The 15,174-nt window shown below is 40.9% G+C and carries 17 protein-coding genes and 1 pseudogene; 8 read left to right on the top strand and 10 right to left on the bottom strand.

Features of this window, described 5'->3' with window-relative positions:
• Positions 1-397: 397 nt before the first annotated feature.
• Positions 398-542 (top strand): annotated as a pseudogene (locus F3J02_RS18810) (hypothetical protein); the annotation flags it as partial.
• A gap of 2,104 nt (positions 543-2,646) precedes the next feature.
• Here F3J02_RS18810 and F3J02_RS17550 read toward each other — a convergent pair.
• Positions 2,647-2,982 carry a TIGR01244 family sulfur transferase gene (locus tag F3J02_RS17550; protein ID WP_167251346.1) on the bottom strand — a complete coding sequence of 112 codons (336 nt, stop codon included), beginning with the start codon at positions 2,980-2,982 and terminating at the stop codon, positions 2,647-2,649.
• A gap of 122 nt (positions 2,983-3,104) precedes the next feature.
• Between F3J02_RS17550 and F3J02_RS17545 the strand changes: the two genes are divergently transcribed.
• From F3J02_RS17545 to F3J02_RS17530, 4 genes are read left to right on the top strand one after another with little or no spacing between them, the layout of a single operon-like run.
• Positions 3,105-4,001, top strand: coding sequence for an alpha/beta hydrolase (locus F3J02_RS17545; protein WP_167251344.1), 897 nt, complete (start codon positions 3,105-3,107; stop codon positions 3,999-4,001).
• Positions 4,002-4,439: a thioredoxin TrxC gene (gene trxC / locus F3J02_RS17540; RefSeq protein ID WP_167251342.1), complete on the top strand. Its 438-nt coding sequence runs from the start codon at positions 4,002-4,004 to the stop codon at positions 4,437-4,439.
• A gap of 1 nt (position 4,440) precedes the next feature.
• Positions 4,441-4,857 carry an acyl-CoA thioesterase gene (locus F3J02_RS17535; protein ID WP_004804279.1) on the top strand — a complete coding sequence of 139 codons (417 nt, stop codon included), beginning with the start codon at positions 4,441-4,443 and terminating at the stop codon, positions 4,855-4,857.
• A gap of 48 nt (positions 4,858-4,905) precedes the next feature.
• The gene (locus F3J02_RS17530; protein WP_167251340.1) at positions 4,906-5,385 is read left to right on the top strand and encodes a GAF domain-containing protein; all 480 of its coding nucleotides are present in this window, start codon (positions 4,906-4,908) and stop codon (positions 5,383-5,385) included.
• Between the two features lie 52 nt (positions 5,386-5,437).
• On the opposite strand, the gene F3J02_RS17525 is transcribed toward F3J02_RS17530, so the two are convergent.
• Both F3J02_RS17525 and F3J02_RS17520 read right to left on the bottom strand, forming a co-directional pair.
• Entirely contained in the window at positions 5,438-5,932 is a 495-nt protein-coding gene (locus F3J02_RS17525) for a DUF4442 domain-containing protein (RefSeq protein ID WP_167251338.1), read from the bottom strand.
• Positions 5,933-5,946: 14 nt separating this feature from the next.
• Positions 5,947-6,435, bottom strand: a complete 489-nt coding sequence (locus F3J02_RS17520; protein WP_004655922.1) for a YajQ family cyclic di-GMP-binding protein — start codon at positions 6,433-6,435, stop codon at positions 5,947-5,949.
• 90 nt (positions 6,436-6,525) lie between these two features.
• Here F3J02_RS17520 and F3J02_RS17515 point away from each other — a divergent pair, with 90 nt between their 5' ends.
• Entirely contained in the window at positions 6,526-6,840 is a 315-nt protein-coding gene (locus F3J02_RS17515) for a rhodanese-like domain-containing protein (RefSeq protein WP_167251336.1), read from the top strand.
• Positions 6,841-6,924: 84 nt separating this feature from the next.
• Here F3J02_RS17515 and mnmC read toward each other — a convergent pair whose 3' ends face one another.
• Genes mnmC through F3J02_RS17495 form a run of 4 tightly spaced genes read right to left on the bottom strand, consistent with a single transcriptional unit; the run spans position 6,925 to position 10,244 of the window.
• Positions 6,925-8,826, bottom strand: a complete 1,902-nt coding sequence (mnmC, locus tag F3J02_RS17510) for an FAD-dependent 5-carboxymethylaminomethyl-2-thiouridine(34) oxidoreductase MnmC (protein WP_167251334.1) — start codon at positions 8,824-8,826, stop codon at positions 6,925-6,927.
• Positions 8,827-8,843: 17 nt separating this feature from the next.
• Entirely contained in the window at positions 8,844-9,302 is a 459-nt protein-coding gene (locus F3J02_RS17505) for a hypothetical protein (protein WP_167251332.1), read from the bottom strand.
• A 3-nt stretch (positions 9,303-9,305) separates the two neighbouring features.
• Positions 9,306-9,608, bottom strand: a complete 303-nt coding sequence (locus F3J02_RS17500; protein ID WP_167251330.1) for a YciI family protein — start codon at positions 9,606-9,608, stop codon at positions 9,306-9,308.
• A 24-nt stretch (positions 9,609-9,632) separates the two neighbouring features.
• Entirely contained in the window at positions 9,633-10,244 is a 612-nt protein-coding gene (locus F3J02_RS17495; RefSeq protein WP_167251328.1) for a septation protein IspZ, read from the bottom strand.
• A 45-nt stretch (positions 10,245-10,289) separates the two neighbouring features.
• On the opposite strand from F3J02_RS17495, the gene F3J02_RS17490 reads away from it, so the two are divergent.
• Complete coding sequence (locus tag F3J02_RS17490; protein ID WP_167251326.1) at positions 10,290-11,153, top strand: PHP domain-containing protein; 864 nt, start codon at positions 10,290-10,292, stop codon at positions 11,151-11,153.
• 95 nt (positions 11,154-11,248) lie between these two features.
• Here F3J02_RS17490 and F3J02_RS17485 read toward each other — a convergent pair whose 3' ends face one another.
• Positions 11,249-12,160, bottom strand: coding sequence for a LysR family transcriptional regulator (locus F3J02_RS17485; protein WP_167251324.1), 912 nt, complete (start codon positions 12,158-12,160; stop codon positions 11,249-11,251).
• A 103-nt stretch (positions 12,161-12,263) separates the two neighbouring features.
• Between F3J02_RS17485 and F3J02_RS17480 the strand changes: the two genes are divergently transcribed.
• On the top strand, positions 12,264-13,310 hold the full coding sequence (locus tag F3J02_RS17480) for an aldo/keto reductase (protein ID WP_167251322.1): 1,047 nt from the start codon (positions 12,264-12,266) through the stop codon (positions 13,308-13,310).
• A gap of 46 nt (positions 13,311-13,356) precedes the next feature.
• Here the strand turns inward: F3J02_RS17480 and F3J02_RS17475 are convergent, their stop codons facing one another.
• A complete protein-coding gene (locus F3J02_RS17475) occupies positions 13,357-14,268 on the bottom strand; it encodes a bestrophin family protein (protein WP_004655906.1) in 912 nt (303 codons plus the stop codon).
• Between the two features lie 44 nt (positions 14,269-14,312).
• Positions 14,313-15,035, bottom strand: a complete 723-nt coding sequence (radC, locus tag F3J02_RS17470; protein WP_167251320.1) for a RadC family protein — start codon at positions 15,033-15,035, stop codon at positions 14,313-14,315.
• Between the last annotated feature and the right edge of the window lie 139 nt (positions 15,036-15,174).

The raw sequence follows: 15,174 nt of genomic DNA, 5'->3' as shown, positions 1-15,174 counted from the left end.
CTTAGCGCTGATGGTAGTGTGGCACTTGCCATGTGAGAGTAAGTCATCGCCAGCTTTTAAATCTAAACACCCCCTCCGCTATCGCAGAGGGGGTGTTTTTATTGCGTGAAAGAAAATGACTCGTGGAAAATAGACTCAGCTTTTAGCATTACTCTAAGCTTTTATTTAATCGTGTTTTAATTTAGGCCGATTTGAAAATTTATTCGATTCATTATTTATTTGTTAAAACGCATAGAAAATATCTCTATTTAATAAAATAGTTTGATTGAGTTCACTTTAATATTCTTTACTTGAAGATAAACTTTATTTACACAAAATCTATATTATGATTACATTAGACATATTTTTATAATGAAAAATCCTATTCCATTTGGGGATTTGATCGGGGTTAAAAGGAATGATTATGAATAGAAAACAACTTACATTAAAGTTGTCTGCAATCACTGTTTCTGTATTATTGGCGAGCTGTGGCGGTGGTGGCGGTGGGTACTATGGATCAACGAATGACAATAGTTCCTCTGGTGGAAATAATAATGGTTCTTCTGGTGGCAATGGACAAACTCCTGTTACCGCAGTGAATATTACAAATATTACTCTGTATGATGCGAATAATACTGTAACAACCTCAATTACTGCTGCAGGAGTTACTGCTAAAGTTAAAGTGACAGATGCCTCTGGAAAAGGGATTAATGGAGCAGTTGTTAGTTTTACTGGTGAAGGCATTACTTTTGGCACGACAAACGGTGCGGTACTGACAAATGCTGATGGGGAAGCAAGCATTTCGATAAAGCCGCAAGATTTGAATGCAACGGGTGCATATCAGCTTTCTGCGACAACAAGCTTTAATGGTACAACAGCTGCGACTAAGCCATATAATTTTGTTTTACAAGCCGCAAATATTGTTTTAGTTGGGATGGCTGCTGCCGCAACTCAATTAGAATCGGGTGCATCTACGAATATTACCTTGAAGACACAGGACTCAAGTACTAAAGTTAATCAGAATAATGTTACTGTAAGCTTTAATGCAACATGTGGAACTTTTGAACCAGCAAGTGTTGTTTCGTCAAATCAAGGTGATGTAACAACCTCTTATAAAGCAATTGGAGCTGATGGAAAACTATGTGAAGGTCAGCAGACTATTCGAGCATCAGGTTCAAATATTCCAGAGTCAAAAGTTGATGTGAATATTGCTGCGATTGAAGCTAATTCTTTAAAATATACAACATCAAGTCCAGTTAATTTAGGTATTAGAAGTAGTGGTACTGCTGCATCGGGCCAAATTGAATTTACTTTATATGCGAACGGAACTCCTGCTGCAAATAAAGATGTAAATATAGAGCTAGTTCGGGCTCCAGAAGATTTAAGCTTTATCTCTTTAGGTAATCAAAATCTGAAAACAGTTAAAAGTGACCCGAATGGTAAAGTTGTTGTTACATTATATCCAGGTGATAAACCAGGGCCTGTCGAGATCAAAGCAACTCTAGCCTCTAATCTTGCTGTTTCAGCATTATCTAAAAATGTTTCTGTTTCAACAGGGCGTACTACTCAAGACGGCTTTAGTCTATCCGTGAGTAAAAATGCATTACAAAATAAAGTCGATGGCGATAGCGCAACTATTAATGTCATGTTAAGAGACCGTACGGGCAATCCTGTACCTAATGGAACTGTGGTGAGCTTTATTAGCGAAGGCGGAGTCGTAACACCGAATTGTTCGACAAGCAATGGTCGTTGTTCAGTCACTTTATCGGTTCAAGACCCACGTCCTTTAGATAACCGTGTTACCGTTTTAGCTTATGTTGAAGGGGATAAAAGCTTTACTGATTTAGATGGTGATAACCTTTATACTAAAGGGGTAGATAAGCTTCTTAGCAATATTGGTAGCTTCTTCCGTGATGATAATGAAAATAATCAATATGATAATAACTATGGTATTGGAGAGTTCCTTTACAACCGAAAAATTGTAGGTAACAAGGCTGCATGTGTATCCTCCACGATCAACCAGCCAAATATTGCTGATACTTGTGACGATAATTTAGATTCTATTTTACGTCAGCAATTAATATTTGCATTTTCAGAAAATACGGCAACATTTACAAATATTGATGCGAGTAATGGCTTATTATCTTTTGGTTTATATGGGAATAGTATGCAAGGTGTTCCTATGCCAACAGGTTCTACTGTAAGCGTTACGCCTGAGGATAATACTAAAGATAATAATTTATCTTGTACCGCTGAATTAGTTCAAGGCAGCTCACCTGTGGCTAGTGTATTTAATCTTCTGACACCAACGACTTTTAAAAATAGTACACAAGCTTTTTATGGTTATCGTTTAAAAGAGTGTGCTGTAGGTGATACCTTCAAAGTATCTGTGGCTGCTCCAGATGGTAAGGTTTCAACTGTTTTTGTCGCTTATAAGTAAAAAAGTAATTTATAAAAAACAGCACCTCGGTGCTGTTTTTTATAAAGAAGTCCCTACACTCACTGTCGCTGTTGGACGAACTTGAAAAGAACTACACGCTGAAAGTGAGATAAGGCATAAAACAATAATGGCTAGTTTGTGCATGGTTCTTTATCTTGTGAAAAGAACCATCATCTTATAAATGAAATGGTTTAACTATTTTGATCAGGTAATGAAATGTAATGAATTTAATCGTCCAGTAAATCCATTTGCTTGGCGATCTGATATAAATTATTCGAGCGATTACCAGTACGGCAGAACATTAAAATTGGTTTTGGCAGTTCATTATAATGATTGGCAAATGTACGGACGTCTAATTCAGTGATTTGCCCTGCAACAACAGGTTGATATACATAGTCTAAACCTGAATTTCGAGCTGATTCTTCGATTTGGGCACTGGTTGGTTGTTCAGCACCACCTTCCAGATCTGGACGGTTATTAATAATCGATTTAAATCCCTTTTCAACCACTTGCTCAATATGCTCAGGGCCGATTTGACCTGCAAAACCAACATTCTCTGTCATCTTGTCACTCCAAAAACAAACAAAACATTTTATGCTCTATCATAGCATTAAGCTCGATCTTGAGTTTAAATGTCTATAGTAAATAAGTGATGATAATTAAAAGATAACGCAATGGAGCGCGCATGCATACCTATACAGTTGAGCCGTTGTATGTTGCTAGTGGCGATGAAACCATCGCTGCCGATTTCTATCTTCCTAAAACTAATACCAAAGCTGCTGTGATTGTGATGGCTCATGGCTTTGCTGGTCTACGTCAATTTAAACTAGTTCAATATGCACAGCGTTTTGCTCAAGCTGGTTATGCAGTAATTTTATTTGATTACCGCTATTGGGGTGGCAGTACAGGGAAACCACGTGAACTGATTTCACTAGGCACTCAGCTTGATGATTGGAGGACTATGATTCAATATGCTTCCAATTGTAAATTAATTGATAGTCGGCGCATTATTTTGTGGGGAACTTCGCTCAGTGGTGGATATGCCTTAAGTCTGGCTTCTGACCTAAAAAATATTCAAGCTGTGATGGTGCAAGTACCTTATGTGGATGGTGCTGAAACAGCTAAGCTTTATCCTTTACAACGGTATCCTGAAGCACTAAAACGTTCTAGTCAGGATTATATGGGCTCTAAGATGGGCTTAGTACCTAAAACGCTCCCTGTTGTAGATCAATATCGACTGTGTTTCCTACCGACTTCAGATAGTTATTATGGTTATCATTCCATTGTAAACCCTGATTATTATTGGAGTGGGGAAGTTCCTGCACGTGTATTTTTTAATTTAATGCGTTATCGCCCGATCCAGTTTGTTCGTAAAATTAATATCCCTGTTTTATTTATTGCAGCAAAGCATGACACTTTGATTCCAATCGAATCGAGTCGGGAAGCAGCGACCAATATTGCGCCATTTGTGAGCTATCATGAGTGGGAAATGAAACATTTTGATGTTTATCATGGTTCTTGGTTTGAAAAAGCAGTCACAACCCAATTAGAATTTTTACATCAACATATTGGAGTGATGTAGATGATTATTGTCTGTGCATCATGTGGTGCAAAAAACCGTGTACCCGAAGAAAAGTTAGCAGTTCATCCCAACTGTGGGCAATGCCATAAAGCATTATTGCCTTTAGAGCCGATTGAACTCAATGAACAAAATTTCAGTAACTTCATCAGCAATTCAGATATGCCGGTATTGATTGACTTGTGGGCTGAGTGGTGTGGTCCCTGCAAGATGATGGCACCTCACTTTGCTCAAGTGGCGAAGCAAAATCCCTATGTGGTTTTTGCTAAAATTGATACCGAAGCCAATCCACGTTTAAGTGCTGCATTTAATGTGCGTAGCATCCCAACGTTAGTGCTGATGAATAAGACCACGGAATTGGCGAGAATCAGCGGAGCATTACGCGCACCCGAGTTACAACAATGGCTAGACCAGCAATTACAGCAACACCAAGGACATTAACATGAGTGAACGCCCAAATCATCCTGAAGGGATTTTATCTTTACAAAACATTGCCATGCCTGCGGATACCAATTGGAGTGGTGATGTTTTTGGAGGTTGGATTGTTTCTCAGATGGATTTAGCTGGAGCGATTCATGTTGAACGTTTTAGTAAAGGTCGTTGTGCAACGATTGCGATTAATCAGATGACGTTCCTTGTGCCTGTCAAAGTGGGCAATGTAATTAGTTGCTATACCAAAATTCTGAAAGTTGGCGGTAGCTCGGTGCAAGTTCAAATCGAAGTGTGGAATAGCCATGATGATTCCCGTGAACCAGTGCGTATTACCGAAGGAGTATTTACCTTCGTAGCGGTGGATGTAAATGGTAAGAAGCGTTTAATCTCAGAAGAGATTAAACAGGCATTTGCAGCAACGCTGTAAGCTTCAACACATGAGTAGCTTGGCAATACGCTTCATTGGAATATAAGCATGGCAGAAGAATTAGTTTTACAGCAAGGTCATAAAGCTGAGCAATATCAAAGCATCCTTCCTCAGATTCAGTCAATTGTTGAGGATGAGTCTGATGTGATTGCCAATCTCGCCAATATCTGCGCAGCGTTAAAGCAGCAGTTTGGCTGGTTTTGGATTGGTTTTTATTTGGTAAAAGAGAGTGAATTGGTTTTAGGCCCATTTCAGGGACCTATTGCCTGTACTCGTATTGCTAAAGGTCGTGGCGTATGTGGAACTGCATGGCAACAGCGGCAAGTGATTGTTGTGCCAGATGTGGATCAGTTTCCAGGACATATTGCCTGTAGCTCTGCGTCAAAATCGGAAATTGTTTTGCCAATCATGAAAAATGGTCAGTGTGTTGGCGTGTTGGATGTCGATAGTGATGAACTGAATCAATTTGATGAGGTCGATGCGGAGTATTTGCAGCAGCTGATCACTCTGATTGAAACATTTATTTAAATAAAAGATTAAAAAAGCCCAACATAAAGTTGGGCTTTTTTTGATTCAAACACTATTTTTTACGTTTTGGCAGCCAAGCCCAAAGCATTTGGCATTGGATTGGTTGATTGCCTGAATCATCTGTTACTGTAATTGGCACCAATAACTCGCCTTTTTCATTATCTGCGATAAACTTTTGTTGATCAGCTGATAATGTTGCTGTTGCCGTTAAACCACCTTGTGCAACTTTTAAGTAATCGACATGCAATGATTTGATCAACAAGATGCGATCATCTGGTATATGTAGACCTGTTAAAAATCCTGTCGCAGTTTCACCGAGTAAAGCCATGGCTGCTGCATGAACGCCCTTAATATGATTTTGCATATTACGCTGGTTTTCAATACGAACAGTCACGTGGTCTTTGTCGACTTCTAAATAACGAATATTTGCTGTTCCCACCATCGGAACCACACGACCAAAAGCTTTGCTCCAGAGCGTGCTACGGATGCCTTTAGGAAATTTAGAAGTGGTTTTAACCAGCTTATAAAGACGGTTATCTTTTGCCATAGTGAACCTATTGCTTAATCTTTGAAATTATTAAATTGCAGTGGCAGACCAAATTGTTGTTCACGTAAAAAGTTCATGACTTGTTGCAAAGTATCGCGCTTTTTATCGGTGACACGGATTTTGTCTCCTTGGATAGAAGATTGCGCTTTGATGCCACTTTCTTTAATGGCTTTATTAATTTTTTTTGCGGTATCTGAGTCAAGTCCATCTTTAAGCTTAATCACTTGTACTACATTCTTACCAGAAGCAGTGGCTTTTTGTGGATCTAATGCTTGTACGTCAATTTTACGTTTATAGAAGTGATTTTCAAGCATGGTATAGACTTGCTCACATTGGAAATCGCTTTCAGTTGAGATTTTAATTTCTTTATTTTTCTCGTTTAGCTCAATTGAAACGTCTTGTCCACGGAAGTCAAAACGTGTTGCGATCTCTTTTTCTGTATTTTGTACAGCGTGATTAACTTCAAATAACTCTAATTCAGAAACAATATCAAAAGAAGGCATGGTTAGACCTTTACAAAGGGAAAGAATATTTGAGATGCTAAGGGGGTTTTCTTCATTTGCCAAGTGTTGTTTACATCAAAGGAGTGCACAATGATCCGTAAACAAGAAATTACAACATTTGAGTTCCCAGAAGGCGCTGTCATTTGGGATGTCCGAGATACCAAAGCGTATACAGAGGCTCATGTCAAAGGGGCGGTGAATCGTCCAATTACTGATATCACTGCGGATAGTTTGACTCAAGTTGCAGCGGATCAGCCGATTTATATTTTATGTGGTGGTGGTAGTAAAGCACCACGCGCAGCTGAGCTTCTAGACGGTCTCGATGGTTCTCGTGAATATGTTGTATTAATGGGTGGCACACGCGCAGCGCGTGATGCAGGCTTACCTTTAGAACAAGGCGCTTAAATCACTCAAAAATTTGCCAAAATACTTGGGTATTTTGGCAAATTCAAAATTTTAGATTCCAACTACATTCAAATTAAAAAACATTTAGCCTGAATAATACGGTTTCTTTGCTTTCATCTTCTTTTGAAAGCGCTGTGGATTGAGCTTATCCAATAATGATTGTGGAATTGGACAAAGTTCTCCGAGTACTAAAGCTGCTAATACTTCGCTACACAACGGTGCAAACAAGAATCCTTTTGAACCTAAACCTGCAAAAGTATAGATGTGTTGGTGATTTTGCATTTTCCCAACTAGAGGAAAGTAATCTAAACTCTGTGCACGTACCGAAGCACGACCTTGCCATATTTCAGTGGATGGCAGCTGTTGCGCATATTCAGGGAAGACACTGTGGATAAGTTCGTAGTTATGCACATGGTCTTCTGTCAAAACCTCAATATCATCTCGGTTTGGATAAAAGGATGCGCCTAGAATCAATTGAGCGGCATCCAATTGCATACAATACCCGCCATAACTATAAGCTTGATCTAGCGCTAAAGCTTGCTCGCGATTCTCAACCCAGCTGACTTGTCCACGAATTGGTTTTAACACAGGGTAGTTATCGAACAGTGCAGCACTTTGCTTGGCACAACAGACGATGACATGATCAGCTATAGCGATGAGCTGTTGTTCTTGCCAAAGCTCAGTCTGATTTTCACTAGCATTTAAGTGAGAAATTTTTGCCTTTTCGATTTTGATATTCGGATGCTGCAAAATTTCATCACGCAGTTGCTGTGGAGAAACAGCACCAGCCTGATGGAGGGTCAAGCTTGGGTAGCAGGTTTCAGGTGTTGTGGTATTTTGCTGATCTTGTACAGATAACACCGCTGCAGGATACTGATCCGCTAAGCTGAGCAATTCATCCGCATTTTTTAAAGCCATTTGCTGGACTTGAATGGGTCTAAATGCATTGAATTTAGGATAAAAATTTAATGCATGTTGCCAGCTCAAGGTCATCAAGTGTTCATGTGCTTGTTCAATTGGACACAACTTGGGATTGAGTAGAGCAAGGGGATTGCCTGATGCACCTGAGAGTGGCTCATTTTGCTCGTAGATCGTGACTTGATGACCACGTTGAGCAAATGCCCATGCTGTGCTTAAACCCGCGATTCCAGCACCAATAATCGCAATCTGGCGTTGTACCGTTCTCGATGCAGCTGGAGAGCTTGAATGATTTTGTTCCGAATCAGCTTGGTCAGATGTTTCGGATGACGTATCTAACCAAATAGCTTTCAACATTTCACGTTTATGACCAAAACCACGTGGACGACTAATTTGCACACCATGTTGCTTCAGCCCACGTTTGAGTACACCAGCAACACTAAAGGACGCAAATGTCGTTCCAGACTCAGATAAACGCACAATGTGATTGAGCACGTTCTCTTGCCACATATCTGGATTGCACGATGGGGCAAAACCATCGAGAAACCATGCATTCACGGCTTGGGTTTTAGGAATGCTTGGGAAAATATCCTGTGCATCGCCCAACCATAAATCAATACTAAAACGTTCTTCAGGAAAACTTAAGCGATGGCAGCCTGCGATGGGCAGGGGATATTGTTGAATCAGCTGTTCTGCAAGTGGCTTAAGTTCAGGCCAAACATTCAGTGCACGGATTAGATCCGCTTTATTCAGTGGGAATTTTTCAACACTGATGGCATGTAAGTGACTGTGATTATTTGGACGAACCTGCTGCCAAAGTTGCCATAGTGTTAGAATGTTTAAGCCCGTACCAAAACCTGTTTCGCCAACACAAAAGTATTGAAAATCTTTTAGTTCTGATAGGCGTTCAGTTAGGTCATTACCATTTAAAAACACATGGCGTGTTTCAAGCAAACCGTTATCTTTGGAAAAGTAGACATCGCCAAACTGTTTAGAAATGGGAACTTCGATACCATCGACCAGTTCCCAGTCTAATTCGGCTGTTTGTAATTTTGCAGATTGAGACATAAATAAAATGTTGGGATTTACCACTGACGGCGACGTTTAGTATGAATATAACTGGCAATCAAGAAACCCAGAATCACACCCACAGCAATGGTCATCGCACCGTATAAAAACATTTGTGCGCTGCGTTCACTTTGTAACACCTGAACCTGTACGGTGAGGTTGTCATTTTTTAACTGCAATTCTTGATTTTGAGACAGTGCTTCTAAATTAGCATGTTCAAGTTGTTTTAAGCGGCTAGCTTGATCTTGGATCATGGCTTTGACTTTGGCATCTTGCTGCTGTTTAGCTTTGGCAATTTGTTCAGCAGTCAGCGGCTTGGCAACCGCCGTAGTTGCATTGGCTGGCGCAGTGGCTGTGGCATTGGGTTGAGCTGGTACTGTGTTGGCTGCTGGAGCCGCAGGTGTTGCTGGCTCAACTGCCCATGCAGTAGAACTAAATAAACATAAAGCCAATACGCTTTTTACGACAACTTGCATGATTTACCCTTTTGGAAAAGCTTTGTTGAAAGGTTTTACATCAATGTTTGAGTAAATCCCTTCTTTTAAAAATGGCTCTTCCTGAATCCAAGCATTTAAGGATTCACGACTATCAAACTCGACTATCATGGTACTGCCAAAAAAACCAGCTTGTGGATCATTTGGATCTTTCGGATGTGCACCTGCCGCAATTAAACGTCCTTCATCATCTAACTTTTGTAGACGTTCAATATGTTGTGGGCGGGTGGCTAAACGTTTTTCCAAAGTACCTTCGCGATCAGTACAAGTCAGCACAAAATATGGCATGGCAGTAGCTCGATGATTTAAAATCTATTCAGTGGTTTTAAAATGCTTTCTTAAGAAAAACAGTATAGCAGCTAGGTAACTGATAGAAACGATAATATCGCCAAAAGCAGTGAATTCGCCCCAATATTTTCCTTGCATGTAGACAAAACCAAAGAAGAAATGCAAAGCCGCGAGTAAAAAGAATTGACCACACCACGCCCAGTTTAATTTGAGCCAACCTTTAGGGCTGAGTTCAAGTAATGAACCTAAAAGTTTTTTGATAATTGGTGTACGTTCTTTATTAAATAGTGGCGTAACCAGAAAGCCTAATCCGATACCGATATTGATAATGATGGCCTTCATTTTAATATAGGTCACATCACTAAAGATCAGGGTAATTCCACCAAAAATCACCGACATTAAAACAATGAACCACTGCATTTTTTCCAATTTGAATTTTTGGAAAAAGAACAGGCAGCCATAAACCACCAAAGTCGAGATGAGTAGCGCACATGTTGCAACAAGAATATGATTTTGATCGAGATTTCCAGAGCTACCCACCAACTGTAGCAAAGGATGATGACTATCTTTAGGATCAGTAGTTTTATAGAAATAAAAGAAGATAATAATTGGAAGATAGTCGAGCAACGCTTTCATGTTACAGTACGATGATGAAATAGGTCAGATAGCATAATACAAACCATGTTCGGTGTCGATTTACACACACATACGCTCATTTCCGATGGTACCTTCTCTCCTGAGCAACTGGTACAGGCGGCTGTTGATTTAAAAATACATACCCTTGCCGTTACAGATCATGACACTATGGATGGCTTGGGGCGTGCCCAGAACTATGCACAAGCACATGATATTGAAATCATTTCTGGCGTGGAAATTTCAAGTCAATGGTCTCGACCAAATACCAAGAAGAGTTATGGGGTACATATCGTTGCCTTGAATATGCAAGATGAAGCACCGATCAAAGCGATGCTGGAACAACAAAAAAAAGTCCGTGCTGAACGGGCAAAAGTGATTTGTCAGCTCTTAGAAAAATGTATCGATTTTGATATCTATCCTGATGTGATTGCCCAAGTGGATGGGGAGGCAGATCGTGTCACTCGAACCCATATTGCCAAAGCCTTAGTCGAAAAGAATATTGTCAGTCGTCCACAGCAGGCTTTTGATCGTTTTCTGAAAGAAGGTAAAAAAGCCTTTGTGAAATTTGAGGGAATGGGTTTAAAAGAAACCATTGATGTGATTCATGCCAGTCAGGGTTTCGCCGTGCTTGCACATCCGACCCGTTATGACCTGTCTGCCACCAATATCCGTTATTTGATTGAACTCTTTGCTGAATCAGGTGGTGATGCGGTGGAATTGCCACCGAGTATCGAACCTGCTTCCACACGCCAAATGGTGGATCGGATGATTCAACAGTTTGATTTAGCTGTTTCGATCGGCAGTGATTTTCATGGCGAGAATATGCCGTGGATTAAATTGGGACAGACTCCACGCCTTAAAGAGGGGCAGAAAGGGATTTGGGAATGCTTTAAATCCCCCGTGATATGAAAAAATTAGAACTTTGCCTCATCCTTGTTTTTTTCATTCTGCTTATATGGGGCGTGCAATGGATGTTTCATGCTTTTGCGGGACTTTGAATAAACTTAGTTTTCGAATCGCCAGTGATTGTGATGCTGGAAGTAATCGATTAAATAATCTAAAAAATGCTGCACTTTGGGCGCGATCAGCTGCCGATGTGGGAACACCGCATAAATTGCCGTTGTTTCTACAGGATAGTCGGGTAGGACGGGTACTAATTTTCCTGAAGCAAGATCCTCAGCCACATGCCAGATTGAATGATTGGAAATGCCAAGACCAGCTAAAGCTGCTTGTCGAACACCTTCACCTGAGTTGGTCGCAAAATATCCCTCGACATGAACCTGTTCAACTTGACCGTCTGCATTGACCAAGTGCCAGTGATCGGTCAGACCCTGACCATGCTGTTGCAAAATACAACGATGCTGTTTGAGTTCGGCTACACACTGAGGCTGACCATATTTGTCCAGATAGTTGGGAGAGGCACAGAGTAAACGTGGATTACTGCTAAGCCGTTTGGCGACCAAGCTGGAACTTTTTAACTGACCAATGCGAATGGCCAAGTCCATACCTTGCTGAATAAGATCGATGTTCTGATCATTCAGATCTAAATGAATTTTCAGTTCAGGATGCAATAGCGCAAACTCGACAATAACAGGCATCAAAACTTTTGTGCCAAAGGTTGCGGAGGTCGTAATCCGAAGTGTACCTGTAAGCGGCTGATCTTTAATCTTTAATGATTCTTGCAAGTGAATAAAATCAGCAATCCAATGTCGACCATGTTCAAGCAAAACACGACCTTCATCGGTTAATGTCAGTTTCCGTGTGGTGCGATGAAATAAGCGCAATTGTAGGTTTTGTTCTAAGCGCTGCAATTTCTGACTGGCCACCGACACCGAAATATTGGCATCCAGTGCGGCTTTGCTGATCGAGCCCAAGTCTGCAACACGAATAAAAAACTGGAAATCTTCTGTATTCATTATCAATAAAATCAGAAAAGTATTTCTTGATTATCATGGTTTTTCCAATAAATCCCTAGCGCTATTTTTGTATTTAAGCAATCACAGGTTGAAGAGACAGACCATGAAATATCATTTCTTAGGAAACTCGGGTTTAAAGGTTTCAGAGTTGGGATTTGGTGCAGGGACCTTGGGTGGGCAGGGACAAATCTTTGCTGCTTGGGGACAAGCCAACCAAACTGAAGCCAATCAGATGATTCGCGCTGGTTTAGATGCAGGCATTAATTACTTTGATACGGCCGATGTGTATTCAGATGGAAAGTCCGAACGAATGCTCGGTAAGGCGCTTGCATCAGAACGGCAGCATACTATTATTTCGACCAAAATCGGGATTCGTAGTTCAGAACATCTAAATGATGCAGGATTTAGTCGGCATTATTTATTGTCCGCAGTTGAACAGTCCTTAACTCGACTGGGAACGGATTATATTGATGTATTACAGCTGCATCAGTTTGATAGTTTTACTGCATTGCCTCAGTTAATGAAAACTTTAGATGTGCTAGTTCGTAGTGGCAAGGTACGCTACATCGGTGCTTCAAATTTTTCAGGTTGGCAACTGATGAAGGCGCAGGCGATTGCTGAGCAATATGGCTATGAAAAGTTTGTGGTCAATCAGGTCTATTACTCATTGATCGGTCGTGATTATGAATGGGAACTGATGCCTTTAAATGATGACCAGCAAATTGGTGCGGTAGTGTGGAGCCCTCTAGGCTGGGGCAGATTGACAGGTAAATTTGATCGGGAGAATCCGATTCCAGCACAAAGCCGTTTACATGATACCGCGCAATTTGCCCCACCAGTCAACGAGGCACATCTCTATAATGTGATTGATGTGCTGAAACAGATTGCAGTTGAAACTGGTTATACGATTCCGCAAATTGCCTTAAATTGGTTATTACAGCGACCCACAATATCGAGTGTGTTGATTGGCGCACGTAATCAAACCCAACTGCAAGACAATCTTGTTGCTAAGGATATTCAACTGTCGACTGAACAGATCGAACGTTTAAATAAGGTTAGTGCGATCTATCCGCCCTATCCTTATTATCCCTATTGGAATGGACAGTTTACTGAACGCTTTAAGTCTATTGTTCAGTCACAATTTATTTAACTGATGTTAAGCCACATTAAAATGCCCTCATTGGAGGGCATTGTCATTAGAGTAAGTTATGGTCATGGGCCTGAATCGGCGGTGGGGTTGGGCGGCCTAAAGTTCCAAGTAATTCAATTTCAATTGAACGGACCATCGCATCCAGCGGTAAATCATTGCTTTGTGTGCCAAAAGGTTCCTCAATTTCAGTACTTAAAGCATCCAAACCCAAGAAGGTATAAGCCAAAATACCGACCAATAATGGTGTCACCAAGCCCAATAAAGAGCCAAGACTGAATGGCAGCATAAAGCAGAAGAAATACACGGTACGATTCAGCAAAACTGAATAGGCAAATGGAATTGGGGTATTCGCGATCCGATCGCAGCCAGTTTGCATTTCACTTAAAGCAGCCACATGGCGGTTCATCTGGGTATAAATAATATCCGAGATTTCGCCTTCTTTCATGGCTTGTAAAAGTTCCCATTGAATCAGACTCAAAGTGTACTGCGGGGCATTATGTTGTTGATAAAGTTGGGTTAAGGCTTGTTGGCTCAGACCACTGGTTTCAGTCAGCTCGGTTGGATTAGCAGTTTGATGGCGTAGACGGTCACGCAGTACGTTGGCAAATACAATTACATTTTGAATGATACGTTCACGACGTGCCTGTGTTAGGACACGACAATCACGGTCAAAATGGCGCGCCGTGGCAATCAACACGCCCCAGAGTTTACGCGCTTCCCACCAGCGGTCATAACAAGCAGTATTCTTAAATCCCAAGAAAATGGACAGCACTACACCAATCAACGTGAAGCCGACTAATGGGATTTCCGGGAAACGATATAGATTGACATACTCGACTCCACCAATGATGGCAGAGATCAGCATCACGAAACCGAGAGAGGGCAAAATTTTGGGTAAAATCGTCCCCCGCCATGAGAATAGAACTTTAAAAATACTCGGCTGGTCACGGACAATCATGTTATTTGAATCATTAATTTTATGTCTTGATGTTCCTGTTTGATTTAAGCTTTGTCAAGACCAGATTGCTTGGTTTTAATAGGGTTGAGTAGTAGTTGTTCAGAAAATGAAAAATAGCCTTCTGGCGAAATAATAAAATGGTCGATCAAGTGAATTTCCAGCAGTTTGCAGGCTTGTTTGAGTTGTTGGGTCAGATAAATATCTTCAGTCGATGGTTGGGCAGTGCCATAGGGATGATTATGTGCCACCACGATTTGACAGGCTTGTTGTTGCAGGGCATAGCGTAGGGTTTGATTCAGTGAAACCGTGCAGGAATGATGGGAACCGAAGAACAGCTTTTTAAAATGCAATTTTCTGAGCTCGGCATCTAAGCACAGCACCGCAAAAACTTCCTGTTTTTCACCTTGCAGTTCGTAACGTAAATAGTCGAGCACTAGGGTTGAAGTATCCAGACAAAGCCGCTGTTGCTGGAAATGATTATTCAGATAACGTCGCCCAAGCTCCTTTACAGCCATCAGCTGTGCATATTTGGTTGAAGCAATACCATTAAATTGTGATAAATCTTCAAAATTGGCATCAAATATCAAATTAAGTCCGCCAAAATGTTTAATTAAAATACGCGCCAATTCCACTGCAGAGTGCTGTTTAGAGCCTGAACGCAGAAAAATCGCCAATAGTTCGGCATCTGATAAGCTTTGTGCGCCTTGGGATAAAAGTCGTTCTCTTGGACGTTCTTGTTCAGGCCAGGTTTTGATAGATTGATTCAATGCTTAATTTCCCTTTGATTTTATTGTGATTATTTTTTTAGCTCGAAAAAACAATCGTGCGTCTTTTCCTTTTATACGAGGGCATTTCAACACTATTCTCGATCGCGATCCGCGCTGAAATGTTGATGCTGCTACTTGG

The sequence above is a fragment of the Acinetobacter sp. Tr-809 genome, from assembly GCF_011753255.1.
GTDB lineage: Bacteria > Pseudomonadota > Gammaproteobacteria > Pseudomonadales > Moraxellaceae > Acinetobacter.
The sequence above is the reverse complement of the archived record's forward strand: the minus strand, read 5'-3'. Positions and strand labels throughout refer to the sequence as shown.